The 20,108-nt window shown below is 63.5% G+C and carries 20 protein-coding genes and 1 tRNA gene; 10 read left to right on the forward strand and 11 right to left on the reverse strand.

The window, feature by feature from the left end:
- Positions 1–2: 2 nt before the first annotated feature.
- The 5 genes from FQ775_RS03830 to FQ775_RS03850 all read left to right on the forward strand — a co-directional run bounded on the left by FQ775_RS03830 (position 3) and on the right by FQ775_RS03850 (position 3,825).
- The gene (locus tag FQ775_RS03830; RefSeq protein WP_146299559.1) at positions 3–578 is read left to right on the forward strand and encodes a YceD family protein; all 576 of its coding nucleotides are present in this window, start codon (positions 3–5) and stop codon (positions 576–578) included.
- Positions 579–687: 109 nt separating this feature from the next.
- Positions 688–1,752 (forward strand): phosphate acyltransferase PlsX, encoded by a 1,065-nt coding sequence (plsX, locus tag FQ775_RS03835; protein ID WP_146299558.1) that lies wholly within the window; start codon positions 688–690, stop codon positions 1,750–1,752.
- A gap of 10 nt (positions 1,753–1,762) precedes the next feature.
- Positions 1,763–2,734, forward strand: coding sequence for a beta-ketoacyl-ACP synthase III (locus FQ775_RS03840; protein WP_146299557.1), 972 nt, complete (start codon positions 1,763–1,765; stop codon positions 2,732–2,734).
- Between the two features lie 108 nt (positions 2,735–2,842).
- Positions 2,843–3,163, forward strand: coding sequence for an integration host factor subunit alpha (locus tag FQ775_RS03845; RefSeq protein WP_146299556.1), 321 nt, complete (start codon positions 2,843–2,845; stop codon positions 3,161–3,163).
- A 131-nt stretch (positions 3,164–3,294) separates the two neighbouring features.
- On the forward strand, positions 3,295–3,825 hold the full coding sequence (locus FQ775_RS03850; protein ID WP_146299555.1) for a MerR family transcriptional regulator: 531 nt from the start codon (positions 3,295–3,297) through the stop codon (positions 3,823–3,825).
- 17 nt (positions 3,826–3,842) lie between these two features.
- Here the strand turns inward: FQ775_RS03850 and FQ775_RS03855 are convergent, their stop codons facing one another.
- From FQ775_RS03855 to FQ775_RS03885, 7 genes are all read right to left on the reverse strand, one after another.
- A complete protein-coding gene (locus tag FQ775_RS03855) occupies positions 3,843–4,208 on the reverse strand; it encodes a putative quinol monooxygenase (protein ID WP_146299554.1) in 366 nt (121 codons plus the stop codon).
- A gap of 81 nt (positions 4,209–4,289) precedes the next feature.
- Complete coding sequence (locus tag FQ775_RS03860) at positions 4,290–4,553, reverse strand: hypothetical protein (RefSeq protein ID WP_146299553.1); 264 nt, start codon at positions 4,551–4,553, stop codon at positions 4,290–4,292.
- Positions 4,554–4,764: 211 nt separating this feature from the next.
- Positions 4,765–4,841 (reverse strand) — tRNA-Pro (locus FQ775_RS03865).
- Between the two features lie 95 nt (positions 4,842–4,936).
- Complete coding sequence (locus FQ775_RS03870; RefSeq protein ID WP_146299552.1) at positions 4,937–7,627, reverse strand: sensor histidine kinase; 2,691 nt, start codon at positions 7,625–7,627, stop codon at positions 4,937–4,939.
- Positions 7,624–7,899 carry a hypothetical protein gene (locus FQ775_RS03875; protein WP_146299551.1) on the reverse strand — a complete coding sequence of 92 codons (276 nt, stop codon included), beginning with the start codon at positions 7,897–7,899 and terminating at the stop codon, positions 7,624–7,626. Before FQ775_RS03875 ends, FQ775_RS03870 begins: the two co-directional genes overlap by 4 nt.
- Positions 7,886–8,257, reverse strand: coding sequence for a response regulator transcription factor (locus FQ775_RS03880; RefSeq protein WP_146299550.1), 372 nt, complete (start codon positions 8,255–8,257; stop codon positions 7,886–7,888). The genes FQ775_RS03875 and FQ775_RS03880 overlap by 14 nt, the downstream gene beginning before the upstream one ends.
- Before the next feature lie 82 nt (positions 8,258–8,339).
- Complete coding sequence (locus tag FQ775_RS03885; RefSeq protein WP_146299549.1) at positions 8,340–9,806, reverse strand: helix-turn-helix domain-containing protein; 1,467 nt, start codon at positions 9,804–9,806, stop codon at positions 8,340–8,342.
- A 189-nt stretch (positions 9,807–9,995) separates the two neighbouring features.
- Here FQ775_RS03885 and FQ775_RS03890 point away from each other — a divergent pair, with 189 nt between their 5' ends.
- The 5 genes from FQ775_RS03890 to FQ775_RS03910 all read left to right on the forward strand — a co-directional run bounded on the left by FQ775_RS03890 (position 9,996) and on the right by FQ775_RS03910 (position 15,320).
- Positions 9,996–11,336: an ABC transporter substrate-binding protein gene (locus FQ775_RS03890; RefSeq protein ID WP_146299548.1), complete on the forward strand. Its 1,341-nt coding sequence runs from the start codon at positions 9,996–9,998 to the stop codon at positions 11,334–11,336.
- Between the two features lie 137 nt (positions 11,337–11,473).
- Positions 11,474–12,502, forward strand: a complete 1,029-nt coding sequence (locus tag FQ775_RS03895) for a branched-chain amino acid ABC transporter permease (protein ID WP_146299547.1) — start codon at positions 11,474–11,476, stop codon at positions 12,500–12,502.
- Positions 12,503–12,505: 3 nt separating this feature from the next.
- Positions 12,506–13,714 carry a branched-chain amino acid ABC transporter permease gene (locus tag FQ775_RS03900; protein WP_146299546.1) on the forward strand — a complete coding sequence of 403 codons (1,209 nt, stop codon included), beginning with the start codon at positions 12,506–12,508 and terminating at the stop codon, positions 13,712–13,714.
- A 101-nt stretch (positions 13,715–13,815) separates the two neighbouring features.
- On the forward strand, positions 13,816–14,562 hold the full coding sequence (locus FQ775_RS03905; RefSeq protein WP_246730345.1) for an ABC transporter ATP-binding protein: 747 nt from the start codon (positions 13,816–13,818) through the stop codon (positions 14,560–14,562).
- Positions 14,559–15,320 (forward strand): ABC transporter ATP-binding protein, encoded by a 762-nt coding sequence (locus FQ775_RS03910; protein ID WP_146299544.1) that lies wholly within the window; start codon positions 14,559–14,561, stop codon positions 15,318–15,320. The genes FQ775_RS03905 and FQ775_RS03910 overlap by 4 nt, the downstream gene beginning before the upstream one ends.
- A gap of 17 nt (positions 15,321–15,337) precedes the next feature.
- Here FQ775_RS03910 and FQ775_RS03915 read toward each other — a convergent pair whose 3' ends face one another.
- From FQ775_RS03915 to FQ775_RS03930, 4 genes are all read right to left on the reverse strand, one after another.
- Positions 15,338–16,570: an O-antigen ligase family protein gene (locus FQ775_RS03915; RefSeq protein WP_432420043.1), complete on the reverse strand. Its 1,233-nt coding sequence runs from the start codon at positions 16,568–16,570 to the stop codon at positions 15,338–15,340.
- Complete coding sequence (locus tag FQ775_RS03920; RefSeq protein ID WP_146299543.1) at positions 16,567–18,102, reverse strand: undecaprenyl-phosphate glucose phosphotransferase; 1,536 nt, start codon at positions 18,100–18,102, stop codon at positions 16,567–16,569. The genes FQ775_RS03915 and FQ775_RS03920 overlap by 4 nt, the downstream gene beginning before the upstream one ends.
- A 93-nt stretch (positions 18,103–18,195) precedes the next feature.
- Positions 18,196–19,329: a glycosyltransferase family 4 protein gene (locus FQ775_RS03925; RefSeq protein ID WP_146299542.1), complete on the reverse strand. Its 1,134-nt coding sequence runs from the start codon at positions 19,327–19,329 to the stop codon at positions 18,196–18,198.
- Positions 19,330–19,350: 21 nt separating this feature from the next.
- Complete coding sequence (locus FQ775_RS03930) at positions 19,351–19,914, reverse strand: polysaccharide biosynthesis/export family protein (protein ID WP_146299541.1); 564 nt, start codon at positions 19,912–19,914, stop codon at positions 19,351–19,353.
- Positions 19,915–20,108: the final 194 nt, after the last annotated feature.

Here is a 20,108-nt window from a genome sequence, read left to right on the forward strand (position 1 = left end):
AGATGCGCCACGGACGGCAAAAGAACCGCGAAACCGCGACGGGTCCGATCGCCCTTGCGGTCAATGTGCGCAGCCTGCCCCAGAAAGGCATGGTGGTCACCTTCGAGGCGGATGCGGAGCAACGTGACGCGCTGGCGAAGGCGCACGAACTGTCGGCGGTGGCAACTTTCCGTGCCGAACTGCTGGTGAGCGTGTGGAAGAAGCGGGGTGTTCGCGTGCGGGGCAGGGTGAAGGCCAGCATCGTCCAGCCCTGCGTGGTGACCCTTGAACCCGTCTCCGGCGAGGTTGACGAGGCGATCGATGCCGTCTTTCTGCCGGAAGGCTCGGCACTGACACGGCCCGAATACTCTGCCGAAGGCGAAATCCTGCTCGATCCCGAGGGGCCGGACGCGCCTGAAACCTATTCCGGCGACAGCATTGATGTCGGCGCCCTGGCCGAAGAATTTTTCGAACTCGGTATCGACCCCTATCCACGCGCCAAGCACGCGACGGACCCGGTTTCGATGGAAGACGACGCGAGGCGGTCCGACGAGGATTCGCCCTTCGCGAAATTGCTTTCCCTCAAGCGCAAAAGCTGACAACTGTGCCCGCGCCGAACCGAATCCGGTTGTGCCACCGGGCAAAACCGCTATTTTCGCCGGGCTTGCAAGAGGCCCCCGGCACCGCGACGAATGAGATGAGACAGGCGTGATCAGGATTTCCATTGACGCCATGGGGGGCGACCACGGACCTTCCGTGATCATTCCGGGCATTCAGAAGGTGATCGAACGCAGACCCGACGCCCGCTTCCTGCTGTTCGGTCATGAGGACGCCGTTGCGCCGGTTCTCGATCGTCATCCCCGGGTGAAGGCGGTCTCCGAATTTGTGCATTGCGAGATCGCGGTGCGGATGGACGACAAGCCGAGCCAGGCGCTGCGCCACGGCCGTTGGAAATCGTCGATGTGGCGGGCGATCGAGGCGGTCAAGAAGGATGAGGCCGACGTCTGTGTGTCGGCCGGCAACACCGGCGCCTTGATGGCGATGTCGAAGTTTTGCCTGCGAACGATGGCAAGCATCGAGCGGCCGGCAATCGCGGCGATCTGGCCGACGATGCGCGGCGAGAGCGTCGTGCTTGACGTCGGCGCGACGATCGGGGCCGACGCGCACCAGTTGATCGATTTTTCCATCCTTGGTGCTGCGATGGCGCGCGCGCTGTTCCAGCTCGATCGCCCGACGGTCGGCCTGCTCAATGTCGGGGTCGAGGAGATCAAGGGCCAGGAAGACGTTCGCGAGGCGGGCCGCATGCTGCGCGAGGCCAATCTCGAGACCATGAATTATCATGGCTTCGTCGAGGGCGACGATATCGGCAAAGGTTCCGTCGACGTCGTCGTCACGGAAGGATTTTCGGGCAACATCGCCCTGAAATCGGCCGAAGGCACGGCCAAGCAACTCGCGGAGTATCTGCGCAGTGCCATGAGCCGGACGATAATGGCACGCATCGGCTACATCTTCGCTCGCGACGCCTTTGCGCGGCTGCGCGAGAAAATGGACGTCCGAAAGATCAATGGCGGCATCTTCCTCGGTCTCAACGGGATTGTCGTGAAGAGCCACGGCGGCACCGATGACGAGGGCTTCGCTGCCGCCGTGGAACTTGGCTATGACATGGTCCGCAACCGGTTGATCGACAAGATCAAGGCCGACTTCGACCGCTTCCACGCCGGTCGGGCGGCCGGCAACCGCGCCCCGGAGGCTGCGGACCGCGAACAGATCTAGGGGCGAAGAGATGAAACGATCCGTCGTGCGCGGTGTTGGAACCGCCCTGCCGCGCCGCATCATGCGCAACGCCGATTTCGAGGGCATGGTCGAGACCTCGGACGAATGGATCGTGCAGCGGACCGGCATCCGCCAGCGCCATGTCGCGTCCGACGACGAGACGACGGCGTCGTTGGGAGAGGCGGCGGCGCGCAATGCGCTGGCGGCGGCCGGATTGACGCCCGACGACATCGACCTGATCGTGCTGGCCACGTCGACACCCAACCACACCTTTCCTGCCACCGCGGTGGAAATTCAGGAGAGGCTGGGCATGAGGCACGGCTTCGCCTTCGACCAGCAGGCGGTGTGCAGCGGCTTCGTCTACGCCATCACGACAGCCGATCTCTACATCCGTGGAGGGCTCGCGAAGCGTGTCCTGGTCATAGGCTCGGAGACGTTTTCGCGTATCCTCGACTGGAGCGACCGTACGACCTGCGTGCTGTTCGGCGATGGCGCGGGCGCCGTCGTGCTGGAAGCCCAGGAAGGGGAGGGCACTGTCGCCGACCGCGGCGTCCTGGCATCGAGCCTGCGCTCTGACGGCACGCACAAGGAAAAGCTCTATGTCGACGGCGGACCTTCTACCACGGGGACCGTCGGCCATCTGCGCATGCAGGGGCGCGAGGTCTTCAAGCACGCCGTCGCCATGATCACGGATGTCGTCGAGGCGACCTTCACGGCCGGCGGCATCACTGCCGATGATCTCGACTGGTTCGTGCCCCACCAGGCCAACAAGCGCATTATCGATGCCTCGGCCAAGAAACTGGGCATCGCCGAGGAGAAGGTCGTCACCACAGTTCACCTGCACGGCAATACCTCCGCTGCCTCGGTGCCGCTGGCGCTCGGCTGCGCGGTCGCCGATGGCCGCATCAAAAAGGGCGATCTGGTGCTGCTGGAGGCCATGGGCGGGGGCTTCACCTGGGGCGCGGTGCTGGTGCGCTGGTAGCTGCGGTCAGCTTCCGGCCCGGCGGTCCTTGACCTCGTCTCCCCGATTTTCTAACGTCTCCACACTTTTGAATAATCTAAGCAATTCAGCACGAGACTGGATGACCGGATGGGGGGAAAGACCATTACGCGTGCCGATCTGGCCGAGGCGGTCTACCGCAAGGTCGGGTTGTCGCGCACGGAGTCGGCGCAACTGGTCGAGATGGTGCTTGCCGAGATCTGCGAGGCCATTGTCCGCGGCGAAACGGTGAAACTTTCCTCCTTCGCTACCTTCCATGTGCGCGAAAAGAACGAACGGGTCGGGCGTAATCCCAAAACGGGTGAGGAGGTGCCGATCCTTCCGCGCAAGGTCATGACCTTCAAGGCATCCAACGTCCTGAAGGAGCGCATCCTGCGCGCGCACAAAGGGCGCGGAGCGGCGGCGGAATAGGCGGCCGTTTCCTCCGGTCTGTCAGGTGACGGGCGTCCCACGCTGTTCGTACGTTCTTCGCACTTGAAACCGCGGTCCGGAAGGGCTGGAATGACGTGCGAATCGGGCGCATCGGCGCCCCGGAGCACGTGATGGACAAATCCCCCGATGCCTTCCGCACGATCAGCGAGGTTGCCGAGGATCTCGACCTGCCGCAGCATGTGTTGCGCTTCTGGGAGACCCGTTTCAATCACATCAAGCCGATGAAGCGCGGCGGTGGCCGCCGCTACTACCGCCCTCAGGACGTCGACCTGATCAAGGGCATCAAGCACATGCTCTACGAGCAGGGCTACACCATCAAGGGCGTACAGAAGCTGCTGCGCGAGAACGGCGTCGGCTTCCTTACCGCCATCGGCGCCGGCGATCTCGCAGCGGCCGAGGCGATCACCATGCGCAAGCAAGCTGCGCCCCAGCCGGCGCCCGCGCCACGCGGCAATGACGACGAGATGCTGGTCGGCGAACCGAAGGCAAAGCCCAGCCGGCGTTTCTTCGGGCTCGGCCGCCAGGGCGATGATGGACCGGCGACTGGCGACGACAAGCTTTCCCGTGACAACCGCGCACTGCTCCAGGAGGCGCTGTTCGACCTGCTGGAGTGCAAACGCTTGCTTGACCAGGTCAGGTAGACGGTAACGCCGGCCCCCTAGCCGTCATTGGCAGCGTTAAGGTCCTCTGGCCTGATGCCTTCGTCCGCGCAATGCGGAAAGATCGCCACCGACTTGATGAGCCGGCGTGTGGCCACCAGAGGCGTCAACGCCGCGCGCACCCTGGCAAGGCGAGGGCTGCGCTCATGCGTCTCGACGGCCGAACGCCCGGCGTAAAGCTCGTTGACGATGAAGCGGTCGGCCATCGGCTGTCCGTTGCCATCGACAGGCTGCAAGAGTTCGAACCGCAGGCAGCCGGGTTCCTCCTCGCGGGTCCGGCTGGCATGTTCGGTCATGATGGCGACGAACTCGGCGGAATGGCCCGGAATCGTCTCGTACTCGACGATGATGCTGTACTCGCTCACATGATGCTCCCACGCACCCGATCCGGGAACCTTAGCGTGCCTTGACGCGTCCGCAAACCGGGTGCCGTGGAAGTGAACGGGTTACGGCCGCCGCCGTCGCGGAGGCAACCGCTTGTCGGAAGGCTCCCGCAGCACGCGCGGCGGAACGCGGCCGGGAAGCCAGTCGACCTCGACGACGATGCGAGTCGACAAGGCGTAGTGACGCCCTTCGCACGAAAAGGCGAGTACACGGATGTCACCGCCGCCGGCGGCAGAAAATGCCGCCATCGCGGCTTCACGCAAGGCGTCCGGGCTGTGCGTATGCTGTCTTGCGGACGGCATGAGGCGGATGGACAATTTGGCCATGATGTTCTCCTTCGAGCAGACGCAATTCTCCCGTCACGGGAGTTGGCAATGCTCGAAAGGCAGAAGGATCAGGGCACGGAGACTGTCGGCCACTCGTTGTTGATGGCAGTGGCGTAACGCGCGATGCCGGCATCATTGTGACTGGCACAGCGACGGCGAGCCGGCGGCATCTAATGATCAGTGCCCAACAGCGACGAGCGACGGAGAAGAATGGTCGGAGCGGCGGGATTCGAACCCACGACCCCTTGACCCCCAGTCAAGTGCGCTACCGGGCTGCGCTACGCTCCGAACCGCGGCAAGGCTTATAGTCTCGTGAGGAGCCGCGCAAGCGCAAAAAGCCGACGCGGCGATGCGTCGTCCACCCTAGCAACGGCAGGGCTCAACTATGTCGCCCGTCTGCCCGGGATACGCACGACGAACCTGGCGCCTCCGGCTTTCGCCTCGGTCACTGTCAGCGTTCCGCCGAGCATCTCGACAATCTGCCGGCTGATCGCCAGGCCGAGCCCAGCTCCGGCGTGCCGCGAGGCGGCGCCACGGGAGAATTTCGCGAAGATGCGCTCGCGCTCGCTTTCGGGCACGCCCGGGCCGTTGTCGGAAACCGTGGCCTCGTAGATCCCTTTGCGGTAGCTGCTCGATACCGCGACTGCCGGTGAAGCGCTGGTATTGTATTTGATCGCGTTGGAAATCAGGTTGATGAAGACTTGGGCGAGCTTGTCGCGGTCGCCTTCGATGACGGCGTCGCGGGCACGCTTTTCCACCGTGATTGTCACTCCCGCGGCGCGCACCAGCGCTTCGCAACTCTCCAGCGCCTGATCGAGCGCGGTCTCGGGGGCGAATGGAATGCGCTCCCACGCCGCTTCGCCGGGCTCGAGCTGGTTGAGATCGAGAATTCCGTCGAGCAGGCGGGTCAGGCGCAGGCTTTCGTCCTGGATGATGCGCAGGAAGCGCTCGCGCTGTGCATCGCTGACCTGCGGGTTTTGCAGCAGGATGTCGGAGAAGGAGCGGATCGACGTCATCGGCGTACGCACCTCGTGGCTGACCTGGCTCAGGAATTCGTCCTTGCGCTGGTCGATCTCGCGCAACTGCGCATTCGCCCGCGCCAGTTCCTCGGCCGTTGCCTCGATCTGGCGCGACTTGCGCTCCAACTCCTCCGAATAGGCGCGTATCTGTTCGGTCTCGTCAGCCAGCCGTTGCAGCCTCTCGACCGAAATCGTCTCACTGGTCACGACGGTCGAGACCAGCGAGCGGGCCGTTGACGCGCCAACATTGGAGGCCAGCTTCTGCTCAACCAGCGTGATCAGGTCGTCATTGGCGATCCGCGCATGGTCGCGGGCGTTCTCGCGGGCGAAGAGGTTGACCGCCTCCTCGGCGCCGAGGATGCGGTTGGCGATATTGCGCAGATCGCGGATCTTGGCCGTGCGCCGCATGACGCGCATTTCGCTTTCAGTCTGGCGCCGGAAAATGTCGACGAAAAGCCGCGACTGGTAGCGGGCAAGCGGGGTCGGCTCGGTGACGAGCGAAATGCCGATCAGGAGCCCGACATTGGCGATCATGCTCCAGAACAACGCGTGCACCAGTGGATCGAAGCCTTCGAGCCCGAACAGGGCCCGGGGCTTCAGCCACGCCTGGCCCCACGGCCCGGCGTTGATCGCGTCCGCCGACATAAGAAAACTACCCTCGAAGCTCGGCAGGAAAAGCGTGTAGGCCCAAAGCACAAAGCCCGCGGCAAGCCCCGCCAGCGCGCCCGACTGGGTGGCGCGTCGCCAGTAGAGGCCGCCGACCAGGCTGGGCATGAACTGCGCCACACCGCAGAAGGAGATGAGGCCGATCGCGGCTAAAGCGTCGGAGGTGCCGCTCAGCCAGAAATAAAGGAACCCCAGCGCCGCGATGAAGACGATACTGGCGCGCCGCGTCGTAAGGATGAAACTCCGCATCAGCGGTGCGCTGGCGATGGGCGCCAGGCGGAACCGCAGCGCCAGGGGCATGACGATGTGGTTGGAGATCATCGTCGACAGCGCGATCGAGGAGACGATGACCATCGAGGTCGCCGAAGAGAAGCCGCCGAGGAAAGCCAGGAGCGCGATGGTGCCTTCGCCGGCCCCGAGCGGCAGCGTCAGCACATAAAGGTCGGGATTGGAGCCGGCCGGCAGGCGCTCAAGCCCGGCGATCGCTATCGGGATCACGAACAGGCAGATCAGGAACAGATAGAGCGGAAACAGCCATGACGCGGTGCGCAGTTGCCCCTCATTGGAGTTTTCGACCACGGTAACCTGGAACTGGCGTGGCAGGCAGATCACGGCGGCGCCGGCCAGAAAGCACAGCGTGACCCAGCGCGGGCCGAAGGTGGCTTCGGCCTCGGCGAGGTTCGACGGCGCGTTTGCGAAGATGTCCGTAGCACTCCCGCCAAGGCTCAGCAGAACCCACAAGCCGACCGTGATCAGCGCCACCAGCTTGACCACCGCCTCGACCGCGATCGCGGCGATGACGCCATGGTGGCGCTCGTTGGCGCTGATGTTGCGCACGCCGAAGATGATCGCAAAAAGGCACAGGCCGGCGGCGAGCAGAAAGGCGATCTGGTAGTCGGGAGACAGGTCGATATTGGCCGCCGTCACCGCCCCGGCGGGGAAGGTGATCACCTGGAAGCTTGCCGTCAGGGCCTTCAACTGCAGTGCGATATAGGGTGTCGTCGCCACCACGGCCATCAAGGTCACGAGCGCGCCAAGTGCTGGGCTCTTGCCGAAGCGGGCCGAGATCAGGTCGGCGATCGAGGTGGTATGATAGGTACGGCCGACGGTCACGAGCTTGCGCAAAAACAGCCACCAGCCGACGAACACGATGGTCGGCCCGAGATAGATGGTCACGAATTCGAGCCCGTTGCGCGCCGCCGAGCCGACGGCCCCGAAAAACGTCCACGACGTGCAATAGATCGAGATCGACAATGTGTAGACCAGCGGCGAGGAGAGCCAGCCGCCCGGCCGCATCCGCGCGCGGCGATCGCCGGCGAAGGCGACCGCAAACAGGAGCGCGACGTAGCCCAGGCAGACCAAGATAACGAGGTCGGTGGGGAGCTTCATGACGACGGCCCGCCGGGCCGGCCTTCCCGCCCGTGAGCGGGTGGTTTGGGTGCCAACTTACGCGCAAGCATGAAGGCTGCCACGATTGCCAGCGCCCAGACACCGAACAGGTAGAGCACGATCAGAGGCACGCCTGCCAGCGACAGCGGAGCGGCGAAGATCAGGATGATCGGCGGAACGAAGAGGACCGTGACGACAAAAGGCAGCACCGACGCCGCATCGCGCGCGCCACGAGCTTCGCCGCCGGCGTCGCGGGGTTCACCGTCCGGCAATTTCCCGCACCCGTTCGACAAGCTCGGCGTTCGAGAACGGCTTGGTGATGAAGGCGTCGGCACCCAGGCCCTCGGCCGCCTCGCGGTCACGCGCCTGGCCCTTGGCCGTCAGCACCAGCACCGGCATGGAACCGATCTTGTGGTCATCGCGGATATGCTTGAGGACTTCGAGGCCGTTGATGCCCGGCAGCATGATGTCGAGGATGACGGCGGCGAAGGACTGCCTGCGCAACCGGTCGAGGCCGTCACTCCCGCTCGAGGAAACCTCCACGTCGAACTGGGCCCTTTCCAGAATGAAGCGCAGTGATTCGACGATGTTAGGCTCGTCCTCGACGATCAGGATACGGTCGCGGCCCAACTGTTTTCCCCCTGTCTATCCAGTGTCCTACACATATCGGCCCTCGCCAGACATACGCCTTTGGTCGGAATGACGGCGCGCTTCATACCAGCAGTGGCTTCTCCTGACGGTGACGGCAAGTCTCGCGCGAACACAGGCGGCAGACCGTACCGACCGGGATGGTGGCCTGGGCGCGGTCGATGCCGTCGCCATAGACGACCCGATCGGCTTCGGAGGCAGCACAGGCAAGCAGGATCGATTGCAGGTGGCGCGGCCGGCCAATCGTCGCCGGGCTCTTGTCGACGGCCCTTGCGAAGAACAGAAACTCGTCGCCGGAGGGCAGGGCGCCGAAATGCCTCACCGTAACGCCAGGCGTCTGGAACGCGCCGTAGATGGCCCAGAGCGGACAGGCCGTGCCGTAGCGCGGCAAGTGCAGACCAGGCAAAGGCAAACGCTTGGTAACATAGCCGGACGGGTCGGAGCGCATATAGGCAAAGTGAACGCCTTCGGCGCCGGGGCGTCGCAGCGTGGCAAGGCGATGCGCGGCCTGCTCGTAGGATACGCCGAACAGCTCCATCAACTGGTCGAGATCGCAGCGACGGTCCAGGGCGGCGCGCGCGAACGCCTCGTAGGGCATGAGGATTGCACCGGCGACATAGCTGTAGAGAGCGTTCGCGGCGAGTTCGCGCGCGACATCGGATCCAAGCGAGGAATGCTCCGCCACGATGGCCTGCACGGCATCGCTGGCCAGTTCCTCCGCTGCCTTGCGCATCAACGCAAACCGGCCCTTGGGAGTCGGTTCCGCGGCAGCGGCCCCGCCTTCGGCAACGATCCGCGACGCTTCCTGTGCCGCACCGGCACCTCCGCCGAACGAGCGCAAAAACGTCTCCGCGACGTTTTCCAGCGTGGGGAAATGGTTGTCGGCGTCGCTGATGAAGGCGTCGACGTTTTCCATCGGCGTGGCCGAGCGTACCCGCGTGTCGGTATTGCCGAAGAAGGCCACCAGTTCGCGCGCCGTATCGGAAAGGCGACCACTGTCGTCAGAAATGATGGACAGGAATCGTTGGCGATCTGGCGCGCCTAGGCTGTCGTTATCGATCAGGATCTCGGCAGCTGAACGGATTGAGGTGACGCGCGTGAGCACGCTGTGGATGCTCTCGCCCAGGAACGGATCGCGGTTAAGCCTGTCGGCGAGCGCCAGCACCGCCTCGTTGCGGTCGCGATAGGCCCGGTAGAGGTTGAGGATGATCTCGGCCCATTCCGGCTGCCGTCCGATCAGTTCCTCCGCGCCGGCCGGATCGGCTCTGCCATTGGCGATCGCCGGATCGGAGGCAATTTCGTTGAGGTTATGAAGACGCCGCCGCTCGCTCTCTCCGTCAAGCTCGGCCCGGTCCCCATCGAGCGCGACGGCAATGCGATCGAGGAGGGCCATCGGGACCGGGCGCTTGTTGGCCTCGATCAGATTCACATAGGACGCGGATATGCCGGCGCGTCGCGCCAGCTCGTGCTGCGTCAGGCCGCGTGCCTTGCGCAGGGCCTTGATCTTGAGCCCGGTCAGTGCCTGTGGCATCGCTCATCCTCCAGCGTCTTTTGTAAATAAATGACAGAAGATTGCAAGAGGACCACAAGAAATTTACAAAAATAGCTTTTTAAACCAAAGGCTTATTGAAAAAATGACTGATATGACGCATTGGTCGGTTGGGCGGCGTCTCGTTCGCCACTCGGCATCGTGCCGTATCGACACCCGAGGGAGGAATTCATGAATTTCGACAGACTGAACCGCCGCGGCTTCTTGAAGAGCAGCGCCGCAGTCGGCGCTGGCCTTGCCTTGCCGACCATCTTCACCAGCGCGTCGCGCGCGCAGGACTATTGCAACATGCCGACCGGCGATTCGGTCGTCTTCGGCTTCAACGTGCCGCAGACCGGCGCCTACGCGGACGAGGGCGCCGACGAGTTGCGCGCTTACGAACTTGCGGTCGAGCACCTCAACGGCGAGGGCGACGGCGGCATGCTCAACACCTTCTCTTCGAAGGCGCTCGGCGGCAACGGCGTGCTGGGCAAGAAGGTCACCTTCGTGACTGGCGACACCCAGACCAAGTCCGATGCCGCGCGCGCTTCGGCCAAGCGCATGATCGAAAACGACGGCGCGCTGATGATCACCGGCGGCTCGTCGTCGGGCGTGGCGATTGCCGTGCAGGGACTTTGCCAGGAAGCCGGCGTCATCTTCATGGCCGGCCTGACCCACTCCAACGACACCACCGGCAAGGACAAGCGCGCCAACGGTTTCCGGCACTTCTTCAATACCGAAATGACCGGCGCGGCACTTGCTCCCGTGCTAAAGAACGCGTTCGGCACCGATCGCCGGGCCTACCACCTGACCGCCGACTACACCTGGGGCTGGTCTCAGGAAGGTTCGATCAAGAAGTACACCGAGCAACTCGGCTGGGAGACCGTGGAAGCGGTCCGCACCCCGCTGGGCGCCGGCGACTTCTCGCAGTTCATCACACCGGTTCTCAATTCGGGCGCCGACGTGCTGGTGCTCAACCACTACGGCAAGGACATGGTGAACTCGCTGACCCAGGCCGTCCAGTTCGGGCTGCGCGACAAGCAGGCCAACGGCAAGGATTTCCAGATCGTCGTGCCGCTGTTCTCGCGTCTGATGGCGCAGGGCGCCGGGGAGTCGATCAAGGGCATCTACGGTTCGACGAACTGGAACTGGTCGCTCGAGGACGACGGTTCCGCCGCGTTCGTCAAGTCGTTTGGCGAGAAGTATGGCTTCCCGCCGTCGCAGGCGGCGCACACCTGCTACTGCCAGGCTCTGCTCTACGCCGATGCCTGCGAGCGGGCCGGCACCTTCAAGCCTTCCGAGGTGGGCAAGGCGCTCGAAGGTTTCGAGTTCGACGGCCTTGGCAATGGCCCGGTGCTTTACCGTGCAGCCGATCACCAGTGCTTCAAGGACGTTCTTGTGGTGCAGGGCAAGGAAGCGCCTTCATCCAAGTTCGATCTGCTCGAGGTGGTTGAAGTCACGCCGCGCGCGCAGGTCGAGTATGCGGCCGAAGAACTCGGCGGCGAACTCGGCCCGTATAACGACAACTGCTGATCTAACGAAACTGAGCCGGCCGCGCCCGAGGGGGCGGCCGGCCCCATGTGTTGCTTCGCCCGCCGTGGCGGGGCAACATTGCTCCGCGCGGTACAGGGCTGGGAGGCAGGAACGGTGGCGGCCGTTCCGAACGACTGATGGACGCTATCTTTCTTCAGATATTGAACGGGCTGGACAAGGGCGGAGCCTATGCGCTGATCGCCCTGGGACTGACTCTCGTCTTCGGCACGCTCGGCGTCGTCAACTTCGCGCATGGCGCATTGTTCATGCTCGGCGCCTTCTGCGCGGTGTCTCTGGAACGCCTTCTCAACCTCTCATACGAGCGCATCAGCGAGACCGAGACCGACTTCCTCGGCAAGCCGCTGAAGGAGCAGATACCGTATCTGGCGGATTTCGTCGGCGAGGACTGGAGCGTCTTCCTCCGTGATTACTCGGTGCCGATATCGATCCTCCTGGCGATCGTCGTCATGGGCCTGATCGGCATTGTCATGGAACGCGGCCTGATCAAGCATTTCTACCGTCGTCCGCACGCCGACCAGATTTTGGTCACCTTCGGCCTGGCGATCGTATTGCAGGAGATCGTGCGCCACTATTTCGGCGCCAATCCCATCCCGCAATCAGCGCCGTCGGACTTCGCCGGTGCCGCCAATGTCGGCAGTTGGCTGGGGCTCGGACCCAACGTCATCTATCCCTGGTGGCGACTGGTCTACTTCTTCTTCTCTGCGCTCGTCATCCTGCTGACCTTCGCCTTCCTGCAATTCACCACCTTCGGCATGGTGGTGCGTGCCGGGATGCAGGACCGCGAGACGGTCGGGCTGCTCGGCATCAATATCCAGCGGCGCTTCACGATCGTCTTCGCACTCGCTGCCGTCGTCGCCGGTGTGGCCGGCGCCATGTACACACCCATCCTGTCGCCCGACTACCACATGGGCATGGACTTCCTTGTCCTCTCCTTCGTGGTGGTCGTCGTGGGCGGCATGGGTTCACTCGGGGGCGCCGTCCTGGCGGGTTTCCTGCTCGGCATTCTGCAAAGCTTCGCGGCAATGAATGTCATCCAGGATCTTGTCCCCGGCATAAGTCAGATCATCGTCTATCTGGTGGCGGTCGTCGTGCTTCTGACGCTGCCGCGCGGCCTGATGGGACGCAAAGGCGTGATGGAGGACTGAGCCTTGCGGAACAATCCGGTTTTCAAGGACACGCTCGTCCTCATCTGCTTCGCGGTGGTGATCCTGTCGCTGCCATGGCTGCTGATACCGATCGGCGCCGACTATCCCGATCTGCTGCAGAAGATCGCGATCTTCGGCATCTTCGCGATCGGCTTCAACATCCTGTTCGGGCTGACCGGGTACCTGTCTTTCGGCCACGCGGCCTTCATAGGCGTCGGCTCCTATACCGCACTTTGGAGCTTCAAGCTGCTCACGATGAACGTCCTGCCGGCGATCATCTTCGCGGTGATCGTGGCTGGCATCTTTGCGTTGCTGATAGGGTATGTGTCGCTGCGCCGCTCCGGCATCTACTTCTCGATCCTGACCCTTGCCTTCGCCCAGATGTGCTACAGCCTCGCCTATTCGGTGCTGACGCCGATCACCAACGGCGAGACCGGCTTGCAGACGCGCGCGATCAGGTCGAACCCCGAGACGTCGCTCCTCGACGGCGACATCCGCATCATCGACCAGGCACTGGGCATCCAGGAGATCGGTGTGCCGACGACCAATTTCTTCGGCCTCGACATGAGTGGCTATTCGGGCTTCTTCTTCTGCGCCGTCATCCTGATCATTTGCTTCTTCATCGCCCAGTGCATTACCCGGTCCAATTTCGGCATGATGCTGAAAGCGATCAAATCGAACCAGAACCGGCTCAACTACACGGGCATCCACACGCGCCCCTACCTGATCGCCGCTTTCGTGATCTCCGGCATGTATGCCGGCCTCGCCGGCGCGCTGATGGCGGTTACCGATCCGATCGCAGGCGCGGAACGCATGCAATGGACCGCGTCAGGTGAAGTGGTCCTCATGACCATCCTTGGCGGCGTCGGCACGCTGGTCGGCCCTGTTCTGGGCGCCGCGCTGATCAAATATGCCGAGCAGAAAGTCTCGTCCTGGAACGAAGGCATCCTGTCCGACTTCTTTTCCTTCCTGCCCGAGCCGGTCCAGGAGTTCCTGGTGTCGTTCACCTCGCTATTCGTCGGCGAGGGCTGGCACATGGCGCTTGGTTTGATGTTCATGGTGATTGTCATCTTCCTTCCGGGCGGCCTGATGGAAGGTTTCCGCAGGCTGTCCGCCGCCTTCCGCCGGCCGCAGAACCGCGAGACGGCCCCTCGCCAAGCCGGCAAGCCGAGCGATGCGGGGGCAACCAACAGTCCGCAGCCGGCCGAATGAGGAATTGATCGCTTGTCAGTGGGGATATCGACGTGAACGTCGCGGCACTAAGAACCGAGGAAACTGCGCGTGAGTTCGAGCGCGGCACGCCCAACGCCGTCCTGCATATCGACGACGTACACAAGAGCTTTGCTGGACTGCACGCCCTGTCCGATGTGGACCTGGAGGTTCGGCAGGGCGAAACGCATGCAATCATCGGCCCGAATGGCGCCGGCAAATCGACGTTGCTCAATGTCTGCGTCGGCCGGCTCAAGCCCGACCGGGGTGCGGTCGTCTTCGACGGCACGGTCCTGACCGGGAAATCCCCGCACGAGATCAATCAACTCGGCGTCGCCCGCGTCTTCCAGACACCCGAGGTCTTTCCCGACCTGACCGCGCGCGAAAACGTCATGGTGTCGGCGCTTTCGAAACGCGACGGGCATTTTCGTCTCAACCCGTTCAGCAATTTCTCCCGTGAGAAGGAGATTCGCGACGAAGCCGACAGTGTCTTGGAAAGCGTCGGTCTTCACGCCCATTTCGACGTGGCGGCATCGTCGATGTCGCGCGGCGACAAGCGTCGGCTCGAACTGGCGATGGGACTGATCCAGCACCCCAAGCTGCTGCTGCTCGACGAACCGACCGCCGGCATGGCGCGCCATGACACGAACGCGACGATCGATCTCCTCAAGAAAATCAAGGAAGCCGGCCTGACCAAGGTCATCATCGAACACGACATGCACGTGGTCTTCTCGCTGGCCGATCGCATCAGCGTGCTCGCCGGCGGCCGGATCATCGCGCAGGGCACGCCGGAGGAAATCAAGAACAATCCGAAGGTGAAGGAAGCCTATCTGGGGGACGAAGAGGTATGAACGTAGCCGCTCCCCAAAGCCGGTCGATCGCCGAGATCGCGCGCGACCCGCGCCAGCGTTACTTCTCGGTACGCGGTCTTAAGGCCTACTACGGCGACAGCTACATCGTTCAGGACGTGTCTTTCGACGTCAACGAGGGAGAAATCCTTGCGCTGCTCGGCCGCAACGGCGCCGGCAAGACCTCGACGCTGCGAACCATCGCCAGAACCGAAAGCCCGGAACTGCGCAGCGGTCAGATCTGGCTGCAGGGGCAGGGCCTGCACGAGATGGAATCCTACCAGGCAGCCGAACTCGGCGTGCAGCTGGTCCCCGAGGATCGACGCATCATCCCCGGCATGACGGTCGAGGAGAATCTCGACCTGGCGCGGATCTCGGGCAAGGCCGGCTGGGACTACGAGCGCATCTACGCGCTGTTTCCGCGCCTCAAGGAGCGGCGCCGGCAGGAGGGCACAACTTTGTCGGGCGGTGAGCAGCAGATGCTGGCGATCAGCCGGGCACTGGCACGCGACATCAAACTGCTGCTTCTCGACGAGCCTTATGAAGGCCTCGCGCCGGTCGTGCGCCACGACATCGAAAAGGCGCTCATCGAAATTCGCACAGCCGGCATCACAACGATCCTGGTTGAACAGAATGCCGTGGCGGCGCTGAAGCTCGCCGACCGCGCAATCATCCTCGACACGGGCGAGATCGCTTTCTCAGGTTCTGCCGGGCAAGTCCTCGAAAACGAGGCGCTTCGCCACGAGTACCTCGCCATCTGATAGGGCGAGGACGGCTTTCAGCGCCGCCGTGCCAGATGCTCGCGGCGGTATTCGATTGCGATGCCGCCCCAGACCAGCCCGAGAAGCAGATAGAAGTGGCGCCAGTGGTCGGTATCGATCACGGTGCCAAGCAGGATGTGGCCGACCAGCACGACGTAGGCGCACAGGAAATAGGGCTGCCACGGCCGATCGCGAAACAGGATGCGCAGGCCGGCCGCCAGCGTCCAGCCGATCAGCGTGACATAGGCCACGAATCCGAGCCAGGAATAGTCAAGCAGCGCCTTGAGCCAGATGTTGTGGGTGTCCTCGCCATAGATCTGGCCGAAGACCAGCGGGCCAATGCCGAGCGGGTGTTCCATCGCCATGGCAAAACCGATGGCATGCCGCGCGAAGCGGCCAAGCCGAGCGCCGTCATACTCCTGCACCAGCCGGGCGCGCGCTTCGAAGAGCTCGGCGATCGCCGGGATCTGCAGCGCGACGATCAGGCCCACGATCAATAATGTGAGCGCCAGGCCCGACATCAGGATGATCCTGAACCGGAAAGTTCCACTGCGATGCTGGATGAACACGGCCAGCGTCAGGAAGATCGCCGAGAAGGCGAACAGTCCCCAGGCGCCGCGTGAGAACGACAGAAGGACACCGAGCGTTATCACCAAGAGCAGCAGGGCCTGCACTGCCATGCGGTCCAGTGGGCCGGTCAGGACCCGGTGAAGCAGATAGATGGCGGGCAGCGTGATGAACGGCCCGAACACGTTCGGATCCTCGAAAACGCCCGCCGCGCGTTCGTAGCGGGTGAACATCTCCGAACCCGGAAAGGCGTTGAAATAGCCAAGAATGCCGAGCGCCGCGGTGGAGACCGCCGCCGCCATCCACGACAGAAAGATCAGCCGGAAAAAGCGCGGCTCGCGTTCGAGGATCGCGGCAAAGAAGACAGCGGTCAGCGCGAGGAAAACGGAGACGGCAAGGTAGAGCGGCGTGTCGCGGATTGCCGACATCTGCAGCATGGAGATCATGCCGCCGATATTGAAGACCAGCAGCAACGCCAGGAGCGGCGCGATGCCGCGGGAGATACGCAGTCCGAACAGCGCCCAGATCGGGATCAGGACCACCATGTAGAGTTCGTAAGGGGCAGGCTCGCGGATGACGAAGCCGGACAGGAAAACACCGATTGCGATCGCTGCCGAAGCCAGCATGGCGACCAGCTTCGCGTTGATCGCCTGGCGCGCAATCCCGGTGTCGAGCGTGGTCAATAGGCGGCTTCCGTCTTCAACAGTCGGATCGGCGTCAGAAGCAGGATCTTGAGGTCGAACCAGAGCGACCAGTTCTCGATGTAATAGAGGTCGTACTCGGTCCGCATCTTGATCTTCTCGTCGGTGTCGACCTCGCCGCGCCAGCCATTGATCTGCGCCCAGCCGGTGACGCCGGGCTTGACCCGGTGCCGGGCGAAATAGCCGTCGACCACCTCGTTGTAGAGAAGGTTGTGCGACTGCGCGGCGACCGCGTGCGGGCGCGGACCGACCAGCGACAGGCTGCCGACCAGCGAGTTGAAGAACTGCGGCAACTCGTCGATCGATGTCTTGCGGATGATGCGTCCGACGCGGGTGACGCGCGGATCGTTCTTGGTCACGGCCTGGCGTGCCGTCGGGTCGCACTGCTCCGTGTACATCGAGCGGAACTTGAGAACCTCGATTTCCTCGTTGTTGAAGCCGTGCCGTTTCTGGCGGAACAGCACCGGGCCTTTGCTGTCGAGCTTGATGGCGAGCGCCGTCGCGATCATCACCGGAGCGAACAGGACGATGCCGAAAAGGCTGAAGACGATGTCGAAGGCGCGCTTGGCGACCGAATCCCAGTCGTTGATCGGCTTGTCGAAGATATCGAGCAGCGGTACGGACCCAATGAAGGAATAGGCGCGCGGACGAAACCGCAGCGCGCTCGAATGGGCTGAAAGGCGGATGTCGACGGGCAGCACCCAAAGCCGCTTCAACATTGAGAGCACGCGCTGTTCAGCGGTGATCGGCAGCGACACGATCAGCATGTCGATGCGTGCGATCCGCGCGAATTCAAGCAGTTCGGCGATGGTTCCGAGCTTGGGATAGCCAGCGACGATCGGCGGCGAGCGACGGTCGTCGCGGTCGTCGAAGATGCCGCAGATGCGGATATCGTTGAAGGGCTGGCGCTCCAGCGAGCGGATCAGATGTTCGGCTGCGGTTCCGCCGCCGACGATGACGGCGCGCCTTTCCATGACGCCGTTGCGGGCCCAGCGGCGGATCAGCCTGGACATGACGAAGCGCAGCGCGAGCACACAGGCGAGGCCGCAAACAAACCAGCCAGCGAACCAGAAGCGCGAAAACTCGGACGAGTTCTTCATGAAAAAGCCGGCAAGCGCCATCAGTGCGAAGGTGCCGGACCAGAACAGCACGATCCGTCCGGCGTAGCGTAGCGGGCTGCGCAGCGCGGCGATCTGATAGGCGTGGGCGAACTCAAGCAGCACCACCGCGCACAGCGACCCGCCGACGATGACCGCAGGGTATTCCCAATAGAGGTGGGTCTGGAAGCCGACGTAGTAGGCATACATCAGCGCTCCGGAGAGCGCGAAGATCGCGAACTCCACCAGTCGCAGGATGCCCATGACCATCACCGGGGACATGGTGTCGCGGCGATACTGGCTGGCGATCGTGCGTGCGGTGTCGCCCAAGGCGGCCGTCTCGCGCGACGCGCCGCCGTCGTCGAAGTCTCGGACGGCGTCGATCGTGTAGCGGTGTTTTGGATCGACCTTGTTCATCGCAAACGCCTCATGCGCTTCGATGCCCTATCAGCAAGCTGCTAAGATTCCCTTGATGGGGCTGCTCGCATTGCGGTCAAAGATTTCTTTCCGTCAGACTTTCGCCAGGGCATCGAAGTAGATTTTCTCGATCTTCGCGGCCATCGCCGGAGCGCTGAAATGGTCTTTCAGGAAATCACGGCCAGGCATTGAAGTGGCATAGGTGGTTTCGTCGGAAAGCGCCTCCGCCATCTTGGTCGCGATCGCGTCGGCGTCGGGCTGGACGAGCGCAGTCGTCGCCTCGGCGAAGATCTCCGGGATGCCGCCGACCGCGCTGACGATCATCGGCTTGCCGGCTCCGAGCGCTTCGATGACGATATAGGGCATGGCTTCGGCGCGCGAGGGCACCACCACGGCACGCGCAAGCGCAAACGCTTTACGCGCAGGCATCGGCATCAGAAAGCGGGCGCGATCGGCCAGACCCAACTCGGCGACCCGCGCAATGCAGCGTTCGCGGTCGTCTCCGTCGCCGACCATGACGGCGGAGAGCCGCCGGCCGAGGCGCTTCTCTGCTTGCGCAAGGGCTTCGATGAAGAGATCCGGGCCCTTCAGGTTACGCATCATGCCGATGTAGAGAAAATCCGCCGCGTCCGGGTTTGCTGGGACGGGCTCGAATTCCTCCTCGCGGATGCCGTTATAGACCACCGTGTGAGGGGCGCGCGGCTCGCCGACCTTGCGCCGGAACATGCTGCGCTCCTCTTCCGAGACGAAGAGCAGATGATCCGACCAGCGCGCCATCATGGCTTCCAGCAGGAAGAAGAAGCGGCCCGTAAGCGATTTCTCGTCATAGTGCAGGCTGCCGCCATGCGGTGAATAGAGGCGGGCTACGCGAGACCTGGATACCCGCAGCATCGAGCCGAAAACGCGCGCATAAACGCCTCCCTTGGCGCCGTGTCCGTGCAGTATGTCCGGCTGCAATTTCTTGATGAGTCTGAATGTCCTGGCGGCCGATGCGAGATCGCCGGGGCCGATGTGGCGCTGCATCGGCGTGCGCGCCACGCCCAGGGGCAACCGGTCGGCGATCTGCTCGAAAAGCTGCGCCTCGTAATCGCCGCCTGTTGTTGAATCGCAGACGATGCCAACCTGGTGTCCAGCCGCAACCTGGGCTTCGCTGAGGTCACGCACGTGCCGGAAGATGCCGCCGACCGGCGAGCGGAAACAGTGCACGATGCGAAGACTGGAAGTCACCGGGCTGCCGCTCACGGCCAATCAGAAGAACCGCTCGCGGATGTAGATCGTATCGCCCGGCAGCACCGGGTCAGACGTCTGCACTCGGCCGGTCATGACCTTGCCGTTGATGTCGCGCGTGATGTCGACGCTGCCCTGGTTGGCGCGGGCGGTGAAACCGCCGGCCGCCGCGATCGCCTTCTGCACCGTCATGCCGGGCACGTAGGAATACTGTCCGGCTGCGCCGACTTCGCCCATGACGAAGACCGGCCGATAACGGTCGATCTCCACGGACACGTCCGGGTCGCGCAAATAGCCGTTCTGCAGCTTGCTGGCGATCTGGGCCTCGACATCGGCTGCAGAGTGGCCGCGTGCAGCGATCGCGCCCACCAGCGGGAAGGCGATGTAACCAGCCTGATCGACACTATAGACGTTGGTCAGCCCTTCCTGCTCGAACACGGTCACGCGAACGCGGTCGCCGGAATCGAGCACATAGGGCTTGGTCAGTGCCGCATGGAAGGCGGGCGGGGCAGGGCGGTAGCCCGAACAGCCCGCAGCAAGCGAAAGCGCGAGCAAGGCGACCGAGATTGCGATCCGGCGTTTCATGACGGGCGACGCACCTTTGCTTGACTCAGACCGCCGGCGGGCGGGCTGGAAACCAGGTCCGTTATTGTCCTGTTAGGGTTAATGCCCGGTAAAGGCTCTCCGGCGCGGTGCGGCACAGTTCGCAGGCGGGCTCGCTGGGCGCTCACGCATCTTAACCAGCCGGTTACCATAGGCGTTTACTTTCGCCGGACGAA

The sequence above is a fragment of the Nitratireductor mangrovi genome (genome assembly GCF_007922615.2).
GTDB lineage: Bacteria > Pseudomonadota > Alphaproteobacteria > Rhizobiales > Rhizobiaceae > Mangrovimarina > Mangrovimarina mangrovi.

What these genes read in the sequence shown, in the direction of transcription:
- FQ775_RS03830 (WP_146299559.1), top strand. Translation starts at nt 3, where the DNA reads ATGCGCCACGGACGGCAAAAGAACCGCGAAACCGCGACGGGTCCGATC.
- FQ775_RS03840 (WP_146299557.1), top strand. Translation starts at nt 1,763, where the DNA reads ATGAAACGATCCGTCGTGCGCGGTGTTGGAACCGCCCTGCCGCGCCGC.
- FQ775_RS03845 (WP_146299556.1), top strand. Translation starts at nt 2,843, where the DNA reads ATGGGGGGAAAGACCATTACGCGTGCCGATCTGGCCGAGGCGGTCTAC.
- FQ775_RS03850 (WP_146299555.1), top strand. Translation starts at nt 3,295, where the DNA reads ATGGACAAATCCCCCGATGCCTTCCGCACGATCAGCGAGGTTGCCGAG.
- FQ775_RS03860 (WP_146299553.1), bottom strand. Translation starts at nt 4,553, where the DNA reads ATGGCCAAATTGTCCATCCGCCTCATGCCGTCCGCAAGACAGCATACG.
- FQ775_RS03870 (WP_146299552.1), bottom strand. Translation starts at nt 7,627, where the DNA reads ATGAAGCTCCCCACCGACCTCGTTATCTTGGTCTGCCTGGGCTACGTC.
- FQ775_RS03885 (WP_146299549.1), bottom strand. Translation starts at nt 9,806, where the DNA reads ATGCCACAGGCACTGACCGGGCTCAAGATCAAGGCCCTGCGCAAGGCA.
- FQ775_RS03890 (WP_146299548.1), top strand. Translation starts at nt 9,996, where the DNA reads ATGAATTTCGACAGACTGAACCGCCGCGGCTTCTTGAAGAGCAGCGCC.
- FQ775_RS03895 (WP_146299547.1), top strand. Translation starts at nt 11,474, where the DNA reads ATGGACGCTATCTTTCTTCAGATATTGAACGGGCTGGACAAGGGCGGA.
- FQ775_RS03910 (WP_146299544.1), top strand. Translation starts at nt 14,559, where the DNA reads ATGAACGTAGCCGCTCCCCAAAGCCGGTCGATCGCCGAGATCGCGCGC.
- FQ775_RS03920 (WP_146299543.1), bottom strand. Translation starts at nt 18,102, where the DNA reads ATGAACAAGGTCGATCCAAAACACCGCTACACGATCGACGCCGTCCGA.
- FQ775_RS03930 (WP_146299541.1), bottom strand. Translation starts at nt 19,914, where the DNA reads ATGAAACGCCGGATCGCAATCTCGGTCGCCTTGCTCGCGCTTTCGCTT.